Genomic DNA, 20,364 nt, shown 5'->3' with positions numbered 1-20,364 from the left:
TTTCTTGATTTGCCAAAACTCAAGCTCTGCATTATTTTGCAAAGCTATGGCAGATAGATCGCAGCAAATGCAACCCAAAAAAGGGACGCTCTCAAAAGAAGTTGAGCGCCTCACTAATTCGCTTATCAATGAGTTGTCAAATCTCGACACCGTAGGGATTGATGAGTATTTGTTGATGGCGACAACCGATCCTATTGTTGGGGCTGGCATTGAAACCCCAATGCTGATGGGTGCGAAAAAATTGGGAGAATTTACGCACTCCGAGCCTGAGATCCAAGACTGGACTAGGCAAAACTTTGTAAATATGCACGGCTCTCTGATGCTTAGTTTTGCCGAAATGTGGCAAGCTAAGCCATTTGGACATAGTTGGTCTGAGATATCTGTAGAGCCTAAAAATGGTCAATGGATGCTTGCCTCAATCATGGCTGTTGATCCGCGCTATTTTCGCTACGCTGGATCAATTGGCAAAATCGACACTATCCGTTATCGCACCGTACCAGAGGGACTAATCGATATCCCCTACCAGAAGGGGATTCACATCGTCAATGGTCGCCATCTGAATATAGGGCGCGATCCTTATGGCTTTGCTGAGTGCAAGAAAGCTTACCCATATTGGAAGGCGAAAAAATTAATTTTGGCGGCTATGGTAATTGCCGCCCAAAGACAGGCTACCCCGTTGCTAGTTGGCAAAACAGACTTAGAGAGCAGCTTTGAGTTAGTCGATAATCTTGGCAATATTTTGCTGAATGAAAACGGCTTGCCAATCAAGGGGCGTGCTGGCGATCGCATGAAGTCAGCACTAGAGCAGGTTGAAAATCAATCCGTAATTGTGATTGACAAAGCTATTGATGAAATTGTGGCGATCGCACAACAGACCGATGGGGCATTTTTCCTTAATGTTTTGCGGTTCCTAAATAGTCAAATTTTGATGGCGTTTCTCATGCCAGAAACCGTCGTTACCACAGGATCGCAAGGCGCATCAGGTGACAGCAATCTAAATCAAGGGCATGGCGCGATCCTTGATTTAGTCGTGAGCAGCTTTACTCAACAAATCAAAGAGCGACTAATCGAAGATGTTTGCAGATTTCTAATTTTTAATCAATTCGGAGAGCAGGAAACCTATGGAGAATTTAAAGAACCAGAACAAGATAAAACGGATTCGGTTGCTCTATTGGGTGCGATATCTAACGCAGCTTATACGGGCGTTTTGGGCGGTACTGACATCGAAGTGATCAACCGATCGCGCGATCTTGCGGGTATTCCACCGATTGACCAAATTCTGATCCAGCAAGCCTCTAGATATACGGAGGACTTAGCAGCATGACACAGCCTATAGAGATTCAAAAAGAAGCGACTTTTCTGTACACAGGTAGAGCAAAGGCAACTACTTGCCCTGTGAGTTATTTTGATTTCACTGATTGCACAATTTCGGGCTATATCACCAAGGACTTGAAATCAGGAGCGCGAATCCCTCTAACTGCTAGTTTTACTGATGCAGCTAATGGAGTTTTAGAATATTCGCTTACCGATAATCAAGTGGCGGCGCTTGAGTTTGCGGCTTATAAATTGAGATTAATTATCACTTTCCCATCTGGTAATACTCATGTTGTAACTGAAGATGCGAGGGTACTACCATGACGGAAGCTATTGCAGTTATTGAGTTTTTTAAGGGTTCTTTTGGTGAGATTGGATCTGAAGTTTTTAACGGATCGCCGATCTCATTGATTGAGGTTAACAAATCTGTTGTTAATCGCGAAGCAGATCCTCAATCAGTAATAGATAAATTTGTTTTTGGGGAAGTCCCTACGGGGTTAATCAATGGAAGTAACGCCACTTTTACGGCAACCGATCAGTTTATCCCTGAATCTTTAGTCGTAAAGGTTAACGGGATAACCCAAAAGCTTACCAACGATTACACGGTATCAGGGGGGCTAACTATTAGCCTTCTTGTATCGCCTGTAGTTGGTGATTCAATTCTCATAGATTATATAAAGGTGTAAATATATGGCTGCAACAGATATTGCTTCTAGACAGATTAGAGATGGCGCTATTACCGACGCGAAAGTGGCGGCGGGTGCAAATATCGCAACCAGCAAATTAGCAGACGGCGCGGATTTTGTTCAAAGAGATGGAACCGTTGCTTTTACTGCTAATCAGTCTATGGGCGGGTTTAAGCTGACAAGCTTAGGCGCTCCGACCCCAGCTTCTAGTGATGCGGCTCGGATTTCTGATGTTGAGGCGGCGATCGCTGGCTTAAATTCAGCGTACAAATATCGCACCGTGCGAGTAGCGAGTACTGGTAACGTCACTATCTCGAACCCTGCGACAAGTACTTTTGACGGCGTGACCTTAACCAGTGGCGATCCTCTACTTGGTTCCATCCTTTTAAAGAATCAAAGCACAGCTTCAGAAAATGGGCTTTATTTATTTAATGGCAGTGGGTCGGCTTTAACTAGGCTTAGTAACTCGGATGCTTGGAATGAGTTTCCTGGTTCTTTGGTGTTTGTCAATGAAGGAACTGTCAATGCCAATACTAGATGGCAATGCACCTCAGACGATGGCGGTACGCTTGGCTCAACTGCGATCGCTTATACCCAAGATGTTTCTGGGGGATTATCAAGCTCTAATTTTGTTGATAAGGAAACTCCAAGCGGATCGATCAACGGCTCAAATACAACTTTCACTCTTGCCAATACTCCAACAACAGGTAGTGAGCATGTATATCTAAATGGGCTTTTGCAAGAGTCAGGGGCTGGCAACGATTACACAATATCCACTAATACAATCACAATGCTGACAGCTCCTATCTCTGGAGATAAAATTCGTGTTTCTTATCGGAGATAACCTAAATGCCAGTAACAAGGATTAGAGCTAGTAGCCAGTCCACAAAGGTTGTTACCCTATCCAGTAGTAGCAACGCAACCGCGATCAACTCCGATATTACCGATATCGGAGTAATCACACTAACTGAAAGTACAACATTCTCAATTAGTGGAACGCCATTTGATCAGCAAATACTGATACTTAAAATCAAATCTGCTAGCTCTTTAGCGATCGCCTTTAGCTCCGATTTTGAAGCGGCTAGCTCTCTAACTTTGCCATCTGCTACCACTGGAAGTAACAAGATTGATGCGATCGTTTTTCGTTGGAGTACGGCGCAAAGCAAATGGGTTTTTGATGGTACGACAATCGGGACTATCCCGACGGCTGCTGATGGAAGTATTGAAGAAGTAAAACTTGCAACCGCTTTCAGGGTGAAGCTTTACAACAAAAACTACTTTAAAAATCCAAACTTTAAAGTAATCCAAGGCACTGCATCAGGCACTTTGGCTAACTCTTTAGCATTGCCTACAGCATCCCTAGGATACTTAGGCGAAACGGAATGGATAGTAGCTGCTAGTGGTGGTACTCCTGCCTATACATTTAGTGCCGCAAATGAGAGCGTGACTTTCACAGGCGCGGCTTCGACTACCGCGATCTATCTAGCTCAGCGATTAGAAAGCAGGGATGTAACTACTCTTGCGAACAAACTAGCCAATATCACTATCAGCGCTGAAATATCTAATTCGTTACTCACGTCGGTGACTTGGGAGATATTTCGGGCGACAACTACAAACGATACTCACGGCACAATCGCTAGCCCAACCCAGACTTCTTTGGGTAGTGGCACTTGGACTGTAACTAGTACACTTACCCGCTATTCAGCCACTATTACCTTACCCGCATTAGCGGCTAGAGGTTTAGAAGTTCGGTTAAGGGTAGGAGCGCAAACTTCTGGTACATGGGTAGTTGCCCGATTGCAATTAGAAGAAGGAAGTTTAGCCACTAATTTTAATTGTGATGATTTTGGTGAGGAACTTAGAAAATGCCAAAGGCACTACCAAAAGCAAGCGCCACAAGGTATAAGCCCTGTAGCCACTTTTAGCGCTGGTAGTAGCGGTACTAATGCTTATATTATCGGTTCGGGCGGCTCTGCTGTAATCGCAGCTATACCGTTGCTAGTACCTATGTTTACTGCGCCATCAATGGTTTTTAGCGATGCAACAGGCGCAATTGGAGTTGTTACGGCGTTTACTAGTGGAAGTTGGTTTAATGGTCAAGGCGCAACACTTTGGGCATCATCTGATAATTCCATCTCTCTTCTGTCAGGCACTTCTACCTATATTCATTGTCGATACCAAGCATCCGCACACATCCCTTAAATGACATGGATCTTACTTACAAACTCACTCAATCCGAATCTCAGGTTTTACGCTCTGATGGATATTTAATTCAAGAGGGCAATAACAGTGACTGGAAACTTTATCAAGATTGGCTAGCTGCTGATAATACACCCGATCCCGCAGACCTAATGCCTATTGTTCGCTCGATAGATGCAAGGCGGCTAAGGCTTGCATTGCTGCAATTAGATTTATTGGATATTGTTGAAGCTGCGATCGCGACATTAGGCAAAGCAGCGCAAATCGAATGGGAATTCGCGATAGATATCAAAGAGAATTACTCATTGGTCGAGGCTTTATCAACAAATCTAAATCTAGATACCGATGCAATATTCACCCTAGCTAGTTCTTTGGAGTAATTTTATGGGGCAATTAATTCCTTATTCTTTAGAGTCACTTCTACCAGATGCAGCCACAAACTTCCCTCAGTATTTAGCGCAAATGCCTGCGGGTACTTTTAGATCAGCACTGGCATTCTCTCAATCTGTTTCCCAGAAATGCCGATCGCCTCAGTACCATATGCCCTCATTCACAGGAGCATTGTCGATTAGGCTTACTTTTGCGATTACCGCTACTACAAATAATGTGGCTTTTCGCGTAGCTTGTGAAGCGATCGCCCCTGCGGATGCGATAAACGTAAATACAACCAGAAGCTTTGATACTGCCAATACTAGCGGCTCTATCTCTGTCCCTACCTCTACGTATAATACAAAAGACATCGTAATCACCCTCACAAATAATGACAGTGTAACGGCTGGCAAATTATTTACATTCACCCTAGATCGCGACGTATCCATCGGTAGCAATGCCACTGATATTTGCTATGTGCTAGCTGTATCTCTGGAGGATGAGAGCTAATGGCTGTTGCTTTCCCCTCAGAAACAGGTTTAAGCCGAACTACCGATTTAATCAATTACAATTCGGCATATACAATCATGTGCTGGATGAAGACTGACACAACAACCGCTAATAATGGCTCTCTCTCTATTCTGAGAAGAACGACAAATACTAGAGGTGATGCGCTGTTTTTTGGGGCTACCAGCAACACTGTTAGACTTGATGCTTTTGATCCTGATACTACAAACGGTTCAACATCTGATTACAGTATTGGCAATTTGGCGCACGTCTGTATGAGACGTAGAGCCATTAACGCCCTAGACCTGATCATCAATGGGGAATTAAAACAGACAATTACGGCTGATTTTAGTGGTAGATCGGAGCCAACTAACGAGCAAAGTATAGGCCTTTACCGATTAGGAAGTCGATTGAGTATGGGTGCTAACAATTCCATCTCTCATTACTATGCTTATCAAGAGGCGCTGTCCTTAGAGCAAATATTGGATCAAATGTATTTTGCCTTCCCACGGCGCACAGCTAATTTACATTCTTGGCTACCGATGGAATCGGGATCAGCAAGAAATATAGATTTTAGTGGCAATACAAGGGATTTTACAGAGCTAAATACACCAACTAATGCAGATGGTTTGCTATTAGCACGCCCATCGCTGCTAATCCATCGCAGGGTAGCAGCGCCGCCTCCTTATTTTGCGTCGCCTTTGGGGATGCTAATGACAAATTTTTAAGAGAAAAACTATGCCTAATAACACTACACAGCAACCAGCAAGCCAAATAACCTTTGATCAGGTTGTAGTATTTATCTCTCAAAATAGTGGGTTGAGCGTGCCTATTATTTTGATGGCGATCATATTCTGGAAAAAGATTGGGGAACCTTGGTTTGACACGTATATCAAACCAAATATCTCTAACCTCACACGCTCCTATAGGGTAGTTAATAAGATTAGCGATCGCGTGCAAACTATCCGCAACATGACCGCTTCACATAGAGCTTTATTGATGGAAATTGACCGCAAAAATAACTCTATTGTTCTAATTTCTCAAGAGTTAATGGACGGGGGGATCGCTCTAATAGATGGCTCTTATAAACAGAAAGAATCGGAATGTGTGCAGAATATTTGTAAGAGATTTGATGATCACGCCTTTATCTGTCGCGAAGTTGCCTTAATCAACAGCCCTTTGTACCGAGGTTACCTACAAGAATCAGGAATATATTTTGTAATATATCAAAAAGTTCTTGAATCAAAAGATAAAACTTGGATTCTCGCCTTGCATTATCGTGAAGAGTTTCACGTCAATTACATCACGGCTCAAAGTCTAGAATCTCAAATCAAAGAGCAATGCGACGCGATCGCATCTCTCCTTCAACAAAATAGCGTTATTGATGGATTTATAAAAAATGCCTAGCCGTGTCAGAAATGGGTTAAAAAATAACGAGTTTGTGATGCACTATCAACCCATTGTCAATTTAAAAACAATGGACATAGCTGGCTATGAAGCCTTGATCCGATGGAATCACCCGACAAAAGGTTTACTCTATCCTGATAGTTTTATTGAGCAAGCCGAACGCGATCAAGATACGATTTTTGGCGTTTTTAAGTTCGCTTTATCCAGTGCGATCGCTGTAAATGTTCAAGGATTCAGAGCAGTAAATTTAAGCTCAGTATCTTTGATGCACCCTGATTTTTTGGGGCTTCTCAATGGGCTTAAAAATCGCAATATTGTACTAGAAATCACTGAGAGGGTGTCTCTGGAGAATGCTGATATTGAGAGGCTTGAGAGAATAACTGCGATCGGCGGCTTGGGAATACTTTTGGCGATCGATGATTTTACGGCGGCTAGCTTAAATCACATGCGCCGAATCATCTCAGCATATCAGCGTAGCGATTTACTCAAAGTAAAGCTTGATATACCGATAATCCAAAGCCTCGATGAGTATCTGGGTCCTGAAATGATTGGATCAATTATCTACGCTTGCCACAGGTTGGGTATAAAAGTAGTTTGCGAGGGCGTAGAAACAGAACGCCAGCACCAATTTTTAATTAGTGCTGACTGTGATTTTGGGCAAGGGTGGTTTTATGGGAAACCTAAAGCGATCGCTCAATAAAACACGCTCTTAGCAATTTTCTCCATCATTAGCGGCGGTACAGAGTTACCAATACCTTTCCCATCTAGCGACTTTTTGCCACTCCATTGATAATCATCAGGGAATGACTGTAAACGAGCTAAGCAGGCAATATCTAGCGCTACGGTGCGAGTATTTTCTAGTAATGCATTAGCACGGTGGTAATGCCCATCTTGACCCATTGCTCTTAATGTCCAACATGGCTCTATTGCTTCTCGCGTTTGAAGTTCGCGATCGCTTCTTGCTCCTGTGTTTTCGATTAGGATAGCTTTGTAACTTCTAATCCCATTCTCGCTACAGCAATCAGATAACAATGTATTTGCGGGTTTATTTTTTGGCTGTATTGTTCCGCCAAAATTAATATTTTGAGAGCCATAGGAATAAAATAAATGTTCTCTAATCTCATTTGGCAACGCTTTTAGTTGCCAATCTGCTAGTTGACTATTAGGCAAATCATGCACTAAATCAGCGATCGCTTCATACCATCCGATATGCTTCTCTTTTGCTGGCAACGGTGGGATAAACTCGTTTTTATTGGCAATGAGAATTAATCGACGGCGCGATTGTGGTACTCCAAAATCAGCAGCATTAAGAACTTGCCATTGCACCCAATAGCCTTGAGAGTAAAGCATTTCAATAATCAAATTAAAGCTTTTTGATTTGCGGTAAGCCTCAACATTCTCAAGGGTAAAATATTGAGGCTGTAGTACTTGAATAAACTCAGCGACTTTACGGGCGCAATCAAGGTCTAGTTGACGCTCTCTTTTGTTGGGATTGGCTATGCTGTATGACTTACACACAGGTGATGCATGTAAAACATCAACCTTCTCAAACTTAAACGGATCGGCATCCAAGATATTCATACATCGCACCGAACCGCCAAAATTAGCATTGGCAACTTCGCAGATTTTAGGATCGTATTCCAAGCCCCAAGCATGTTCTAATCCTGCTTTTTTGTAGCCTAGATCAACGCCGCCAAATCCTGTAAAAAGCGATCCTTCAGTTAGTTGTCTCATGACGCAACCTCAAATAATGGAAGCTGTTCTATCGCCTCTTGCTTTGCCCCAAACACATCCTTAATCGCCAAATTCACGCACTTGCACCAAATTTTGTAAGGGTGGTTTGTCCTTTGCCCGAAAGGGTATTTTTTAGATAAAATCCTTCGTAAATCTTTCTCTGTGATAGTCCCATTCTCGCAATCGCTACGCAATATATTTATAGTCGGGTTAATGATTGCGAGTGATTTTTGTTCCCATGACTTCATGATGCGATCGCTCCTTCTAAATGCTTTTTAACAACTTCTCTAACAACTTGAATGCAAGTTTCAGGATCTTTGTCAGTCCAAACCCCTAACAGGCTTGTGCTGTCGATGTTTTTGATTCCGACGGCTTTACACCATTGGGGGACAGAATCAGGATCGCTGATAGCAAATTGAGTGCTGCTAATTGAATGCAAGTTTCAGGATCTTTGTCAGTCCAAACCCCTAACAGGCTTGTGCTGTCGATGTTTTTGATTCCGACGGCTTTACACCATTGGGGGACAGAATCAGGATCGCTGATAGCAAATTGAGTGCTGCTAACTCCAATGGCTTTAAGGGCTTCGTAAATCCTGTTTGATAGAATCATGTCTGTATCTGGCAAAGGATCTATCACAATTCCAAACCTGTAGCGGACTCTATTTTCTGATGGTTTAGGGTAAAAACTTCTAATGCTAGTCATGCGATCGCCTCCGATATGCTCACTTTCTTCTCTGTCCAATCTTCGCAATCGTTAGGAGCCATAAGCTCCCTCTTCAACATCTCTATCGGATGGATGGCGCATAGTTGCCCAGATCGTGAGGCGCATGTCCAGCAATTGTGTATGGTCATGGTGGCTCCTAAATAGTTACAGATACATTGCCAAGATGCTTGCAGCAAGCCTTAATTTGCTGCGGTGTAAAGTCGTTGCCTAAATAAAATAATGTTTGGGAATGCCTGTTACCTGATTGTTTCTTCTTCCCATCGTTTTTAGGGTTTGTGAACTCAATGCGATGGTTAAAGGTTAAATGACACACAGAATAATTTTGAGCGTCTAAGAACCAATCGCTAGAAGTGTTTGAGTTGCACAATAAAAAGCTGTTGCCTATGTGTGCATAGCTCAATATTTTCTCTACAGCTTTATCCATTTCGGAAAATGGTGGGTTTCCCCATTTGTTGTAGTAATCCGTCAAATCCTGATTTAAAGCATCGTCTGCTTTTGTGAAATAATGCTTTGCTTGGATGATTTGATTAGCTCTAGGGCAAGAGAATATATCAAGGTCAAAGCCGCCAACTAAGTCGCGAAACGGCTTTACGATATAGTCAGGAGTGTAATTTTCGTCATTATCTTTATCGTCATCGGTGACGACTAAATGCATTGAGAAAAGATTAGGTTGCGTCGCTTGCATTCCACTTCTCCCATAAATTGCAATTTGTTCCCGAATATCGCCATGATTCTAAAATCGCCTCATACTCGCACTTACCTCGATATTTACAGGTTGAGCAATCCGAGGCTTTAATCATTGCGGATTGTGCGCGATCGATTCTTGATGTGGTCATTGCACTCTCTCCAATTCTTCTAGCTCTGGGAACTCTTCGTTTAAAAGTTCCAAAATCTCGCAGATTGTGTTTGTAATTTCTGCCATGCGTTTTGGACTGATGGCGTTAGGGATAAAGCAGCGATCGCTAAACTCTGGAATGTTCGCAATACATAGATCGCAATAGGCGATCGCCCTTTCCAAAGAGTAAGTCTCCGATCTAGGCATACACCAACCTGCGCGATCAATGATTGTGTAGGGATAAACACAGATAGAAGATGCGGGTTGTTGAACAACTTTTAAACCTTGGTTGGCGTGAAAGCATTGCCATACTTCGGCTGTTTTGATGCGTTGTACTGGTTGAAATAAATTGAATCTATCAAAATCATCAGGCAGTTTCTCGACTAAAACTACTGCGGTTTGTCTGGCTAAAGTGCTAATCATTTTAATTCTCCATGATTGAGTAAATAGATAAAGTGTTGGAAAGCTGCGGCGCGATCGCTGCCATAACAGCAATCAATATCAAGGTTTCCGCCAAGCCCGAAAACTAGCCAGCCGTGCGGAGTGTGCGCGATTTGAATAGTCATTTATTACAAGGTGGATTTGGTGTTGGATGAGGCGATCGCGGATCGTTGCAAGTGCGCGGATCTTGGGAATAGGCGATCGCCGCCATAGGTAGGACTAAAATCAAAATTGCGATTAGAGATATTACAAATTTCATGGCGCATTTCCTTCCATTCTTTAATGAGTAACCGAACGATCGCCACATACTGATTAATGAGAGTGTCAATAAGTGGATCTTCTTTAGCTTGCAAAGTTAGATCCGCGATCGCTTGAGTGTAGGCGCTGATTGCCTTTTCATGCCCTGCGATTTGGTCGGTAATAACCATCATGCGGATTGTGGGCATAGCTTTAATCCTCTGATTCCGTCAAGCATTCTTTGATGATCGCCACTGGGTAAGAACTTCCAGTCTTGATAGATAATTCGATCCCGATCGCTACACATCTGCACAGTTTTTTGAATCTTGGTAGAGAGATTCGCGCCTTGGCTTTCTGCTTCCGCGATCGCTTGCTGAATTTCAAGGATTCGGCGATCGCGATCTTCAACTTTTTGAGAGTACTGAGAAGCGATCGCAATGGCTGGGGGCTTTCGTAAACTCTCAACCCAATCGTCATAACTGCGATCGTGTAGCCAATCGCAACAAGCTTGGTTAAGGTTTGTCGAGAAATTGGCTTGATATTCTCTTGCTCGCATAGGTCGGGGTAAGCCGTCTGTATCTTTACCGTTGCGAAGCTGAGTGTTGTAATAAGCATCACGCTCTTGATCGCTCATTTCGTAAGCCTTGAGATAAGCCTGACCATTTGCACAGTTTTCACGCTGGCAGATGTAAGGCAAAATGTCACCGCGATCGGGGATTTCAACAAATTCAGTGATGTAAATATTGCTTACTAATCCTGAATCTTGGCAACAAAAACACTTAACGGGCGGCGAAATTTGCTTGTCAGTAACTCGCGTAGATTGCCTCGGCGTTGCCTGAATTTTGCTCATTTAGAAATTTCTCCCATTGTTCATAAGTCCAGTTGTGCTGCTCAGCAGTCCATGTCATCGGGTTCGGTTTTCGCAATCGGGGGCGATCGCTTTGCGCTTCGTTTTTCGCGCTAGAAGCCTTTGAATTTTTCGACTTGATGTATTCCTCATAAAGGATCTTGATCTCGCCTCTGCGCTTCAAATCCCATTGCCCTGAAGAGATATTTTTTGCTGCATCTGCCATATCTGGTTCCCACTCGCCTTTTTTTGCAGACGGTAGTTTTTGCAGACGGTTAAGCACAAATTCTCTAAAATCAATGTCTTGAGCCAATTTGCCGCAGTCAATGTCTTGAGGTTTCCATCGCTGCTCAAATTTTGAAATATTTGAAATTTGCGAATCCACACGCACACACGAATTATTTATGTGTGGATCTTGTTTGATCTGATCTCTTCTGATCTCTTCTGATCTGATCTGATCTAGTCTTATCTGTGGCGATACATCTGCGTTACTTTCGCTTTGTAACGCTATGTATCGCGTTACATCATCCTGAGATCGGCTTGCAGACTCGCTTTTCTTTTTTGCTCTTGACTTCGCAACTCGCTCTTTAATTCGGGCTGGATCGTCGCTAGGTTTTTTGGATTGGCGATCGTCCCAGTGGACAATTTTCAGGCAGCCTGTGACGCTAATCTCAAGCATCCCTTTGGTAATTAGCTTGTCTCGGTAGTAAAGCCAATCTTGAGTAGAGTTAAACTCGCAGTAGTCTGCAAGGTCGTCATTGTCTGCGGTGACTGTGCCGCGATCGCTAGACTTGCTGGCAAGACATAGCAGTACAATCCATGCCCATTTTTCTTGTGAAGAGAATCGCCTGATTTTGATATCATCAACAATCTCGTGGTGCAGTTTGAACCAAGTCATGCTCATGATCGCCTCCCAATAATCTTAAGGAGCGATACCACTGGCACATCTCGATAATTCTCAGTGAATCGCAGACAGTTGTTTTTTATCTCAACTTCTTCAAGATGGGCGACCTTGTTCCTTGTCAGTGGGGTTAATATCCCCATTTGGTCTAAAACGTATTTAGCCATGGAACTACATATCTCAAGCTGCTGAGATTTTAGTGTTTGAGACATTTGGAACCGGAGCCAACTCATGTAACCTCCGTGCTTCTCGCTTGTTGATTGCAAAGGCGATCGCCTTTGCTTTGATCGATTCTTTGATATTCATGGGGGCAAAAATAATAAATTACAAAATAGATAATTTACTGCAAAAAAATTAGGCGGCTAATTCTTCCTTCAAGCCTTTTCTAAGTACTCGGATAATTACCTGCCTTAGTTTTAGCCCTTCTTCTTTTTTACGGAGGTTGTCTAGGCTTTCCCTTAAATCTTCGGGTAGCTCAACGTAGGTTGGAATTGTTTTCATCGTTTTTTAAACTCGACTATATAGAAGTATATAAAAGTATATGCATTATGTCAATACAAAAATAAAAATCTATTACGTTAATAATAGATTTTTATTTAAAGTGCTTATTTAGTAAGGCTTACATCTTCAGAGATTAGGAATTGCGCGATCGCCTCGTTAGCCAAGTCTTCTAAACTGCGATCGCATTCTAGAGCTAGCTTGGCTAACTCCTTATGCAGACTCGCATTTACATTCAGGGATTTGCGTTTGATGTTGCCTTTAAGCCTAAGTATTTTTGCCATGATTAAAATAATATTCATGTATGACGGAATAGATTATAACTTGAATTAATAATATCCTAAAGATTAATTGATTGCATTATTTATATGTTATGTTGTAATTAATTATCCGTTTGTTGTCTATGCCATTAAGGTGTATATGAATATTGAAAAAAAGCGAAGGTTAGCCGATCTACTGCGATCGCTTATGGGCGATCAATCTCAAAGTGCATTTTCTAAAGTAATTGGGATTCATCAGTCGGCTTTGTCTGGTTACTTAAACCCTAAAGATGATTCCAGAACTCCCGCAAAAGCTACTGATGATTTGATTGTTAAGTATTTGCAAAAGACATACGATCCTAAGTGGTCGCTCCAAGAACTTCAAAACTATTTAGACTCTACTGATTCATTCAAAACGTTCTCTGCTAAGTTGACTAGGCGATCTAAGCCAGTTGATAAGATGAGTGTGGAAACATTCGTGGAGAACTTAAGCGATGAAGAGATGCTTGATGCTGTTTCCTTTATTGCCGATCGCCTAAAAAAAAATTGTTATCTCACTTCCTCGTGTGCGTGATCTTAGTAGTGACGATTAATCTATGTAGCTCTGTTGCTGCCAAGCTGGTTAAAAAGAAGGGGAGGGGATACCCCAAACATTCAATACATATATATTTCTTGAGTCAGAAAAATATTTTTAAGAACTTGTGAGGCGATCGCCTCTATTTTTTTACCTAAAAACAACCGTCATAAAATCTTCAGTATGTCGCATGACAGTTCACAAGTGTAAATTGGGCAGGGAAAGTTACCGATTGGCGAGTGCGTGAAATACTTACAAAGCCATCTTCTAAGGGTTGGCGCAAAAACTCTAATACGTCCCGCTTAAACTCTGTTAATTCGTCTAGAAATAAGATCCCATTTGTCGCCAAGGTGATCTCTCCAGGGCGGGGAAAGCTGCCGCCACCAACTAGTGAGGGACCAGAAGCGGAATGATGGGGACTACGAAATGGGCGATCGCTTACCAGTCCTTTCCCCTTTAATAAGCCCGCCACAGAATGAATCCTAGTCACTTCTAGGGCTTCGTCAAAATTCATATTGGGCAAAATGCTGGGTAGCCGCCTTGCTAATAGGGTTTTTCCTGAACCAGGAGGACCAACAAAAATCAAATTATGTCCACCTGCGGCGGCGATTTCCAGAGCGCGACGAGCATGTTGCTGTCCCTTTACATCTTTAAGATCTAGCTTAAATTCGCTTTCATGCCATTTCAGATCAGGATTGGCAACTACTGGTGGATATTTTTCGGGGTGCGCTAGGAAGTCTCCTACCTCGGTAATACTTTGTAAGCCATACACCGCTAAGCCTTTGACTAGAGCTGCTTCTTGAGCATTTTCCTTGGGGACAATAATCCCGATCATGCCTAGCCGTTGAGCCGCCGCTGCGATCGGTAATACGCCTGAAACAGGGCGCAGCGAACCATCAAGAGAAACTTCACCCAAGAATAAGTGATCACCTAATAATTGTGGATCAACCTGTTCAGAGGCAGCCAAAATGCCTATGCTAATTGGTAAATCAAAGATAGGTCCTTCTTTACGCAGATCGGCAGGAGTAAGATTAATCACGATCTTTCGCATGGGGAAAGCATAGCCCGCGTTTTTGATCGCAGCTTTAACCCGTTCTCGACTTTCTTGCACTGCTGTGTCAGGTAATCCCACTAAGGTAATTCCTGGTAATCCTCCCGACACATCGACTTCTACCCCCACTTGGATGGCATCGATGCCTAAAATTGCTGCACTCCAAACCCTTGCTAGCACTTGTTACCTATCACAGTAAGACTTAACAAAACCTCAATTAATCAAGACTATCATATGTAAATTTACGATGGCTTGGCTATTGTTATGATTTCTAAGCCTAGATTCGTCAATCACTGACTTTACTAAAAGCCAAATATTGAAATTCAATTAACAATTTATTATTCAGATTAGTATTCAGAGAAACTAAGCGATCGCATATTAACCTCTTGTAGCTCTGTGGTGTTCTCATGCACTAAGGGGATTGAGTCATGAAAGGATTCATATAAGAAGGAATTGAAATCATCTGTAGGTTGCCAAGATGTCTCAAAAGGGTGGGCTGCTAGACTACATGCGTTCCATGCAGGACTGACAGGAACATCTAACTTTCCACAAAAACCACCCCTTCTTCCTTCAGGATTGTAGTGCTGACACAATCGGCAAGCTGTAACTGAGTTACCTGAAGAGTTCATATATCTTAAATTTGGCTTTGCCAAATTTACTAAAAAATTTTATTAATTAATATAATTATGTAGGGTGAGAATTGTAGATAAATCAGGCTCTAACCTTTACTTAGAGTTAGATTCAGCGATCCCGAACAAAGCATAAATTTAACAATGTCTTAACTGATTCCTGTAATGCTTTGATGACAATCTTTTGGGGTATTCCTAAGATAAAAATAGGCGGTTGCAATAGTTAAGAAAATATATAGATGTTTTTTATTTGTATTTAATATAAGTGTTTATACTTAGAACGAACTTACTTACTTGCTTCCCACCTAATAATTAGTAGTGTGGCGCGAAGCGCCGCATTACTAATTAACGTGAGTTCGGGATAAGCTACAAAATTTTAAAAGACAAAACAGTAAAAGCCTCGCTTCGCGAGGCTTTTACTGTTTTGTCTCCTAGAGAGGATTCGCGCCGCAAACCCTCTCTAGGAGGCAGTTTGCAATTAACCCGAACTGAGGTTAATTATGAATGTCTACATTTATAGCTATAGCAAAGCAAGTTTTGCTTAGGACATAAAACCCCAGAATCGAGTGGCGGCGCGAAGCGCCGCCACTCGATTCTGGGGTTTTGGTTTGTACTGGCTAACTCTTTTTTTGCTATATAGCAATGTAAGTTTTGCTCAGGACATAAACCCAAAAAGATGAGTGGCGGCGCGAAGCGCCGCCACTCATCTTTTTGGGTTTGATTTGCTTATTTTAAGGCAATCTTTTTAGGTGTTATTGCATCTTTGGGTTTGCAAAGGTGATCGGGGAGCGCAGAGCCTGATGGATCAAGTTTGTCGGCTAAATTTGGATATTTAATCCTGCCGTGGTTACGCTCTTTCCAGATTTTGATAAATACAGGGGCAATTCGATCTAAATCTTCCCAAGTCAATGAGCAATCTTTTAATTGCCCATCATCCCATCGAGCTTGGAAAATTCTCATGAGTAAGGTCTTAGCAGCTTCAAGGGTTGTATCTGTGCCAAGCGATCGCAGGGCGGCTTCACAGGCATCTGCTAGCATCACAATCCCTGTTTCACGAGATTGAGGAATTGGTCCAACATAGCGAAAATCTGACTCAACAATATGCTGCGATCGCTTTTGGGCTTGGCAATAAAAATAGGTAATTGTAATCGTGCCTTGATGCTCTGGAATAAATGCTTGCAGCATTTCAGGCAGATGATATTTCTGAGCTAGTTTAAGCCCGCCTGAAACATGTTCTTTGACAATTTGAGCGCTTTCCCAAGGATCATTAAGAATATCGTGAGGATTAGGCTGCCCCATTTGATTTTCGATGAAATATTCAGGGCGGAGCGTTTTGCCAATATCGTGATAGAGAGTTCCTGTTCTTACTAAGGCTGTATCGGCTCCTAGTTCACGAGCAGCGGCTTCGGCGAGATTTGCCACAAACAAAGTGTGCTGAAAAGTTCCAGGGGTTTCTGTAACTAGGCGGCGCAGTAAAGGGCGATCAAGATTAGCTAGCTCCGCTAGACGAAATGGGGTTAACGCATAGGAAATATGCTCTAGATAAGGAATCGCGCCAAGGGCTACGATCGCGGAAATTAGTCCTCCCGATGCATACTGAAGGGCTGTGATGGCGATTATTACTGGCGGTGTGGAGCCAGCAATAATGGCGATCGCAATATATACAGCCGCTTGCAGAAAACCAACTAATAATCCTGTAGCCGCTAGATGCGATCGCGTGAGGGGGCGGTTAGTAATCACCGCAGCCACAATTGAGCCAATGATGATTGGGGCAAGTGCTAGTAAGTCAGAGCTAATTGCGATCGCCAGTAAGATTGAGGTGAGACAGGTGACGAGAATTGCAAGGCGAGAACTGTAAAAACTACCAATGATTAAACTCATACTTGCTAGGGGCAAAAATACAAGCATTTTCGGAGCCATCATCACAGTTGCTAAAGCACTACCTGTGCAGATAATGCCAAGCACTAAAAGATCTTTGATATGTAATTTGACTTTAAGTAAATATTGCCATCGTCGGTTGGCATAGCCGAATACGGCAAAGCAGAGCGCTGTGGTGACAACCATCAAGCCCAATCCCTTGAGATTGACCTGTCTTTGAGTCATTTTAAGTTCATCTAAAATAACAAATTGCCGCTCAGTAATTTTCTCCCCACCTTTTACGATTAAATCACCTGCTTTCAAGGACAGCATTTGAGTCTGAACCGATTCAGATGCTTTGATCGCTCTTTCGGTTGTACCTAAATAGTCAATGGTCATATTTGGCTTGACTGTGGCTCCGAGCAAAGCGATCGCCATAGATCGATGTTCTTCATTGGTTGGCAAATTGCTCAGGCTTGTTAACCGTTTTTGCAGCATATCATCGGGCAGTCCAGCCACAATCCCAGTGGACTGGACATCGTTCAATGCTTGCCGCGTCAATTTTTTGCTGGTTTCCCATTCTTCATTGGTCATCTCCAAAAGGCGATCGCGAAACATATCAGGACCTTTTGTTGCTTTCTCCTGAGTCATGGCATAGGCTTTGCGAATCTCAGTTACAGTATCGATCAGCTTTTGATAATCTTGGGGAAGAGCATTAACTTTGTATAGAGTTAGCTCAGCCAATGCTACAGATGGAGACTCTTTATCTCTGTTAATAAAACCTGATATAGCTGTCTGACTATTGACATTAGCGGCTACTCGATTAGCCCTGTCTTGTAACTGCGTCCACTCAAAATCTGAGATTCGCCTCAAATATCGCTGCACGTCATCACTCAAAATTTGGCGATCGACATAAGGTAAGTTCCCAGACGATATCCGCAGGTTATCACCCACTTGCAGGAGTGCTTCTAAATGCTTGATCGCATTAGCATCAACATCAGGATTACTACGATAGATGGGTATTACTTGTTGTTTAGCTAGTTCTTTAGCCTGTTTAGTTGCCTCAATATCAGTAGCCTCTATCGTTCTAGGCGATCTCAAGTCTTGATCAACAAATGTACCGATTCCTAAGCGTGGCTCAGAATAAAATCTAATGCTAAGGGTTGAGATCAGGCAAACAAAGGTAATTCCTATGACTGCTCTACCAGACCACTTGCGAGATATGTGGTGGGTTGTTGCTGGGAGCAAAGATGAATGGTTGGGAGCAATTCCCATAGTTTAATTACTCTAGTTAAAATGTTTCGTAAAAACAAACGCAGTTTAAGATTGCAATCCAAGAGATCTCATGTAGATTCTAGATGTACCAGATATCTAAGGTGAATATCAATCAAAAAACTTAAAATCTGCCTTGTGTTTTTTGAAAACCAGTGACACAAAACTGAAAAATAATCTCAGTCTAAAAGCTAGGAATTATGCAACTTCACTCTGTCAATCCTGCAATTTAGTTGTATTGTGGGCTTTTTATGCGCGTAATACAACTACTAAAAAAGTTACTTTGCACAACTATCGAATTTTTAATATAGCGATCCTAAATGATTTGTAAGATTTTGATGGTTGTGAGAGTGCGCCCCAAAGTGGCGCACTCTCACAACCTTTTTAGGATTGCTATAGGAAGAGTAAGACATAAGCCGGGTTCTGTTTTAGGAGTTGTAGCAACTACCCTAGCGGTTATCTATCTGGGATATTTGTTACCAAATACCTCATGCGGCACACACTTAGCTGCGATCGCCTAGCTTTCACTAAGCAACCCCATTAAGCAACGGACACAAGATCAATTGAAGATCGCAACACTTGTATCCTCTCGCCTTGCTTCCAACTGGGGTTTACCGAGCCAGAGCCTCACGACTCTGCTGGTGCGCTCTTAACGCACCTTTGCACCCTTACCTATAGAGAGATAGCGCGAAGCGCTATCTCTCTATAGGCGGTATTTTTCTGTGGCACTATCCTCACGATCGCTCGCACTGGGAGTTATCCAGCAGCCTGATCTTCATGGAAGCCCGGACTTTCCTCAAAACTTGTTCTCGCGATCTCCTTTCGTTAATTTTGAGACAAATTTCGCAACCGCACGCTTACTCTCCCTTATTACCATTATGTACTAAGTGGCTAGGCTCAATTAAATATAAAACCAAAAAACGTTTCGGCAGGTTTCGCTCGCCGAAACGTTTTTTGGTTTTATTAAATTACCTCGGTAAAATTCAGGCAAAAGCTGCTATAAGTATGCAGAAATAATGTTTATCAAAATTAGATTGTTTTGCTAAACTATCTGGTTATCTGAGGCAAAACTAAAATGCCTCAAATCTTACTAAAAAATTTATTACATTCTTTGCTTACAGGTGTGAGTGACTAACTAAATGATGAAACACTTCTCCAAAGGGATGTACACGCTAATTTTGTCCTTAATGCTGGTAATAGTAGCGGGAGTTTCTCAGGCTGCTGCTGCTAATCTATTGAGGGTTTTGGTAAGAGAAGAAAATGGCTCCAAAATGTCTGTAGCTGTGACTCAACCATCAACTCTCCAAGCTTCAGGACAGGCAAGTCGCCGTCTCGATCCTGGTAAGTGGTACACATTACCCCTTACTTCTGCATATCGAATTACCCCTAGCAATAATGGATTGGTGCAGGTCGGCAGCAATCTTTATCCAGGCGAGATCGAATTGCGAGCTTGGAATAACAAGGCGATCGCGGTTAACGTGTTATCCCTTGAAGAATATCTTCGTAGCGTTGTACCTAGCGAAATGCCTGCTAGTTGGCATATGGATGCATTAATGGCGCAAGCAGTAGCGGCTCGTAGCTATGCGGTCAATACTCAACGTCAACGTAAATGGGGTGAAGCTCCCTATGATCTAGTGAGTGATACTCGCGATCAGGTATATAAAGGCTTCTATCGCTTTGACCCCAAAACTGGTCAAGCGATCGCCCTAATCCATAGTCGTAGCGATCAGGCGGTTGCCTCAACCGCAGGCTATATGCTCAGACCTGGTTTTAAAGGTTATTATCGCGCCCGTTTGCCTCGCAACTGGATTAGCTGGGGTGGCGGATATATGCCCGTTTCTGATGGTCAACACCTCGATCAAGAAATGACCCAACAAATGGCTCAAAATGGCTGGAACTGGGTACAAATCCTATCTTGGTGGTATCGAGATCAACCCATTAAAAACTAAAAAAAGAAGGTTGCACCTGTGCAGCCTTCTTTTTTTAGTTTTGTGTGAATATAGGGTTAATCCTATATTTTGTG

General features: G+C 42.6%; 25 protein-coding genes, 1 other RNA gene and 1 pseudogene. 12 read left to right on the top strand and 15 right to left on the bottom strand.

Features of this window, described 5'->3' with window-relative positions:
- The first annotated feature begins 46 nt into the window (after positions 1 to 46).
- Genes H6G05_RS07280 through H6G05_RS07235 form a run of 10 tightly spaced genes read left to right on the top strand, consistent with a single transcriptional unit; the run spans position 47 to position 7,182 of the window.
- A complete protein-coding gene (locus tag H6G05_RS07280) occupies positions 47 to 1,324 on the top strand; it encodes a phage portal protein family protein (RefSeq protein WP_190577536.1) in 1,278 nt (425 codons plus the stop codon).
- Positions 1,321 to 1,638: a hypothetical protein gene (locus H6G05_RS07275; RefSeq protein ID WP_190577535.1), complete on the top strand. Its 318-nt coding sequence runs from the start codon at positions 1,321 to 1,323 to the stop codon at positions 1,636 to 1,638. Before H6G05_RS07280 ends, H6G05_RS07275 begins: the two co-directional genes overlap by 4 nt.
- Positions 1,635 to 2,000, top strand: coding sequence for a hypothetical protein (locus H6G05_RS07270; RefSeq protein WP_190577534.1), 366 nt, complete (start codon positions 1,635 to 1,637; stop codon positions 1,998 to 2,000). The genes H6G05_RS07275 and H6G05_RS07270 overlap by 4 nt, the downstream gene beginning before the upstream one ends.
- A gap of 4 nt (positions 2,001 to 2,004) precedes the next feature.
- A complete protein-coding gene (locus H6G05_RS07265) occupies positions 2,005 to 2,844 on the top strand; it encodes a hypothetical protein (RefSeq protein ID WP_190577533.1) in 840 nt (279 codons plus the stop codon).
- A gap of 5 nt (positions 2,845 to 2,849) precedes the next feature.
- Positions 2,850 to 4,202 (top strand): hypothetical protein, encoded by a 1,353-nt coding sequence (locus tag H6G05_RS07260; protein WP_190577532.1) that lies wholly within the window; start codon positions 2,850 to 2,852, stop codon positions 4,200 to 4,202.
- Positions 4,203 to 4,207: 5 nt separating this feature from the next.
- Positions 4,208 to 4,579: a hypothetical protein gene (locus H6G05_RS07255; protein ID WP_190577531.1), complete on the top strand. Its 372-nt coding sequence runs from the start codon at positions 4,208 to 4,210 to the stop codon at positions 4,577 to 4,579.
- 4 nt (positions 4,580 to 4,583) lie between these two features.
- Positions 4,584 to 5,078, top strand: coding sequence for a hypothetical protein (locus H6G05_RS07250; RefSeq protein WP_190577530.1), 495 nt, complete (start codon positions 4,584 to 4,586; stop codon positions 5,076 to 5,078).
- The gene (locus tag H6G05_RS07245; RefSeq protein WP_190577529.1) at positions 5,078 to 5,803 is read left to right on the top strand and encodes a LamG-like jellyroll fold domain-containing protein; all 726 of its coding nucleotides are present in this window, start codon (positions 5,078 to 5,080) and stop codon (positions 5,801 to 5,803) included. Before H6G05_RS07250 ends, H6G05_RS07245 begins: the two co-directional genes overlap by 1 nt.
- A gap of 10 nt (positions 5,804 to 5,813) precedes the next feature.
- On the top strand, positions 5,814 to 6,482 hold the full coding sequence (locus H6G05_RS07240) for a hypothetical protein (RefSeq protein ID WP_190577528.1): 669 nt from the start codon (positions 5,814 to 5,816) through the stop codon (positions 6,480 to 6,482).
- Positions 6,475 to 7,182: an EAL domain-containing protein gene (locus H6G05_RS07235; protein ID WP_190577527.1), complete on the top strand. Its 708-nt coding sequence runs from the start codon at positions 6,475 to 6,477 to the stop codon at positions 7,180 to 7,182. The genes H6G05_RS07240 and H6G05_RS07235 overlap by 8 nt, the downstream gene beginning before the upstream one ends.
- Here H6G05_RS07235 and H6G05_RS07230 read toward each other — a convergent pair.
- The 11 genes from H6G05_RS07230 to H6G05_RS07180 form a co-directional block, all read right to left on the bottom strand.
- Positions 7,176 to 8,216 carry a DNA cytosine methyltransferase gene (locus H6G05_RS07230; RefSeq protein ID WP_190577526.1) on the bottom strand — a complete coding sequence of 347 codons (1,041 nt, stop codon included), beginning with the start codon at positions 8,214 to 8,216 and terminating at the stop codon, positions 7,176 to 7,178. The two genes, H6G05_RS07235 and H6G05_RS07230, sit on opposite strands and share 7 nt — an antisense overlap.
- 333 nt (positions 8,217 to 8,549) lie before the next feature.
- Positions 8,550 to 8,957, bottom strand: a complete 408-nt coding sequence (locus H6G05_RS07225; protein ID WP_190577525.1) for a hypothetical protein — start codon at positions 8,955 to 8,957, stop codon at positions 8,550 to 8,552.
- A gap of 118 nt (positions 8,958 to 9,075) precedes the next feature.
- A complete protein-coding gene (locus H6G05_RS07220) occupies positions 9,076 to 9,624 on the bottom strand; it encodes a DNA N-6-adenine-methyltransferase (protein ID WP_190577524.1) in 549 nt (182 codons plus the stop codon).
- Positions 9,605 to 9,775 carry a hypothetical protein gene (locus H6G05_RS07215; protein WP_190577523.1) on the bottom strand — a complete coding sequence of 57 codons (171 nt, stop codon included), beginning with the start codon at positions 9,773 to 9,775 and terminating at the stop codon, positions 9,605 to 9,607. Before H6G05_RS07215 ends, H6G05_RS07220 begins: the two co-directional genes overlap by 20 nt.
- Complete coding sequence (locus H6G05_RS07210) at positions 9,772 to 10,197, bottom strand: hypothetical protein (protein WP_190577522.1); 426 nt, start codon at positions 10,195 to 10,197, stop codon at positions 9,772 to 9,774. The genes H6G05_RS07215 and H6G05_RS07210 overlap by 4 nt, the downstream gene beginning before the upstream one ends.
- Positions 10,194 to 10,340, bottom strand: coding sequence for a hypothetical protein (locus H6G05_RS07205; RefSeq protein ID WP_190577521.1), 147 nt, complete (start codon positions 10,338 to 10,340; stop codon positions 10,194 to 10,196). Before H6G05_RS07205 ends, H6G05_RS07210 begins: the two co-directional genes overlap by 4 nt.
- Positions 10,341 to 10,343: 3 nt before the next feature.
- Entirely contained in the window at positions 10,344 to 10,661 is a 318-nt protein-coding gene (locus tag H6G05_RS07200) for a hypothetical protein (RefSeq protein ID WP_190577520.1), read from the bottom strand.
- Complete coding sequence (locus H6G05_RS07195; RefSeq protein WP_190577519.1) at positions 10,643 to 11,302, bottom strand: hypothetical protein; 660 nt, start codon at positions 11,300 to 11,302, stop codon at positions 10,643 to 10,645. The genes H6G05_RS07200 and H6G05_RS07195 overlap by 19 nt, the downstream gene beginning before the upstream one ends.
- Positions 11,256 to 12,197 (bottom strand): hypothetical protein, encoded by a 942-nt coding sequence (locus H6G05_RS07190; RefSeq protein WP_206756212.1) that lies wholly within the window; start codon positions 12,195 to 12,197, stop codon positions 11,256 to 11,258. Before H6G05_RS07190 ends, H6G05_RS07195 begins: the two co-directional genes overlap by 47 nt.
- Positions 12,198 to 12,554: 357 nt before the next feature.
- A complete protein-coding gene (locus H6G05_RS07185) occupies positions 12,555 to 12,701 on the bottom strand; it encodes a hypothetical protein (RefSeq protein ID WP_190577517.1) in 147 nt (48 codons plus the stop codon).
- A 104-nt stretch (positions 12,702 to 12,805) separates the two neighbouring features.
- Positions 12,806 to 12,982 (bottom strand): hypothetical protein, encoded by a 177-nt coding sequence (locus H6G05_RS07180; RefSeq protein WP_190577516.1) that lies wholly within the window; start codon positions 12,980 to 12,982, stop codon positions 12,806 to 12,808.
- Between the two features lie 136 nt (positions 12,983 to 13,118).
- Here H6G05_RS07180 and H6G05_RS07175 point away from each other — a divergent pair, with 136 nt between their 5' ends.
- Positions 13,119 to 13,532 (top strand): hypothetical protein, encoded by a 414-nt coding sequence (locus H6G05_RS07175; RefSeq protein WP_190577515.1) that lies wholly within the window; start codon positions 13,119 to 13,121, stop codon positions 13,530 to 13,532.
- 199 nt (positions 13,533 to 13,731) lie between these two features.
- On the opposite strand, the pseudogene H6G05_RS07170 reads toward H6G05_RS07175, so the two are convergent.
- The 4 genes and pseudogenes from H6G05_RS07170 to rnpB all read right to left on the bottom strand — a co-directional run.
- Positions 13,732 to 14,763: pseudogene (locus H6G05_RS07170) on the bottom strand (YifB family Mg chelatase-like AAA ATPase); the annotation flags it as partial.
- 167 nt (positions 14,764 to 14,930) lie between these two features.
- Positions 14,931 to 15,212 carry a hypothetical protein gene (locus H6G05_RS07165; RefSeq protein ID WP_190577514.1) on the bottom strand — a complete coding sequence of 94 codons (282 nt, stop codon included), beginning with the start codon at positions 15,210 to 15,212 and terminating at the stop codon, positions 14,931 to 14,933.
- A 726-nt stretch (positions 15,213 to 15,938) separates the two neighbouring features.
- A complete protein-coding gene (locus H6G05_RS07160; RefSeq protein ID WP_190577513.1) occupies positions 15,939 to 18,344 on the bottom strand; it encodes an HD family phosphohydrolase in 2,406 nt (801 codons plus the stop codon).
- 393 nt (positions 18,345 to 18,737) lie between these two features.
- Positions 18,738 to 19,206: RNase P RNA component class A (gene rnpB / locus H6G05_RS07155), an RNA gene on the bottom strand.
- Between the two features lie 274 nt (positions 19,207 to 19,480).
- Here rnpB and H6G05_RS07150 point away from each other — a divergent pair.
- Positions 19,481 to 20,290 (top strand): SpoIID/LytB domain-containing protein, encoded by an 810-nt coding sequence (locus H6G05_RS07150; protein WP_190577512.1) that lies wholly within the window; start codon positions 19,481 to 19,483, stop codon positions 20,288 to 20,290.
- Positions 20,291 to 20,364 lie beyond the last annotated feature (74 nt).

Source organism: Phormidium tenue FACHB-1050, assembly GCF_014696925.1.
Classification (GTDB): Bacteria; Cyanobacteriota; Cyanobacteriia; order Pseudanabaenales; family Pseudanabaenaceae; genus Pseudanabaena.
The sequence above is the reverse complement of the archived record's forward strand: the minus strand, read 5'-3'. Positions and strand labels throughout refer to the sequence as shown.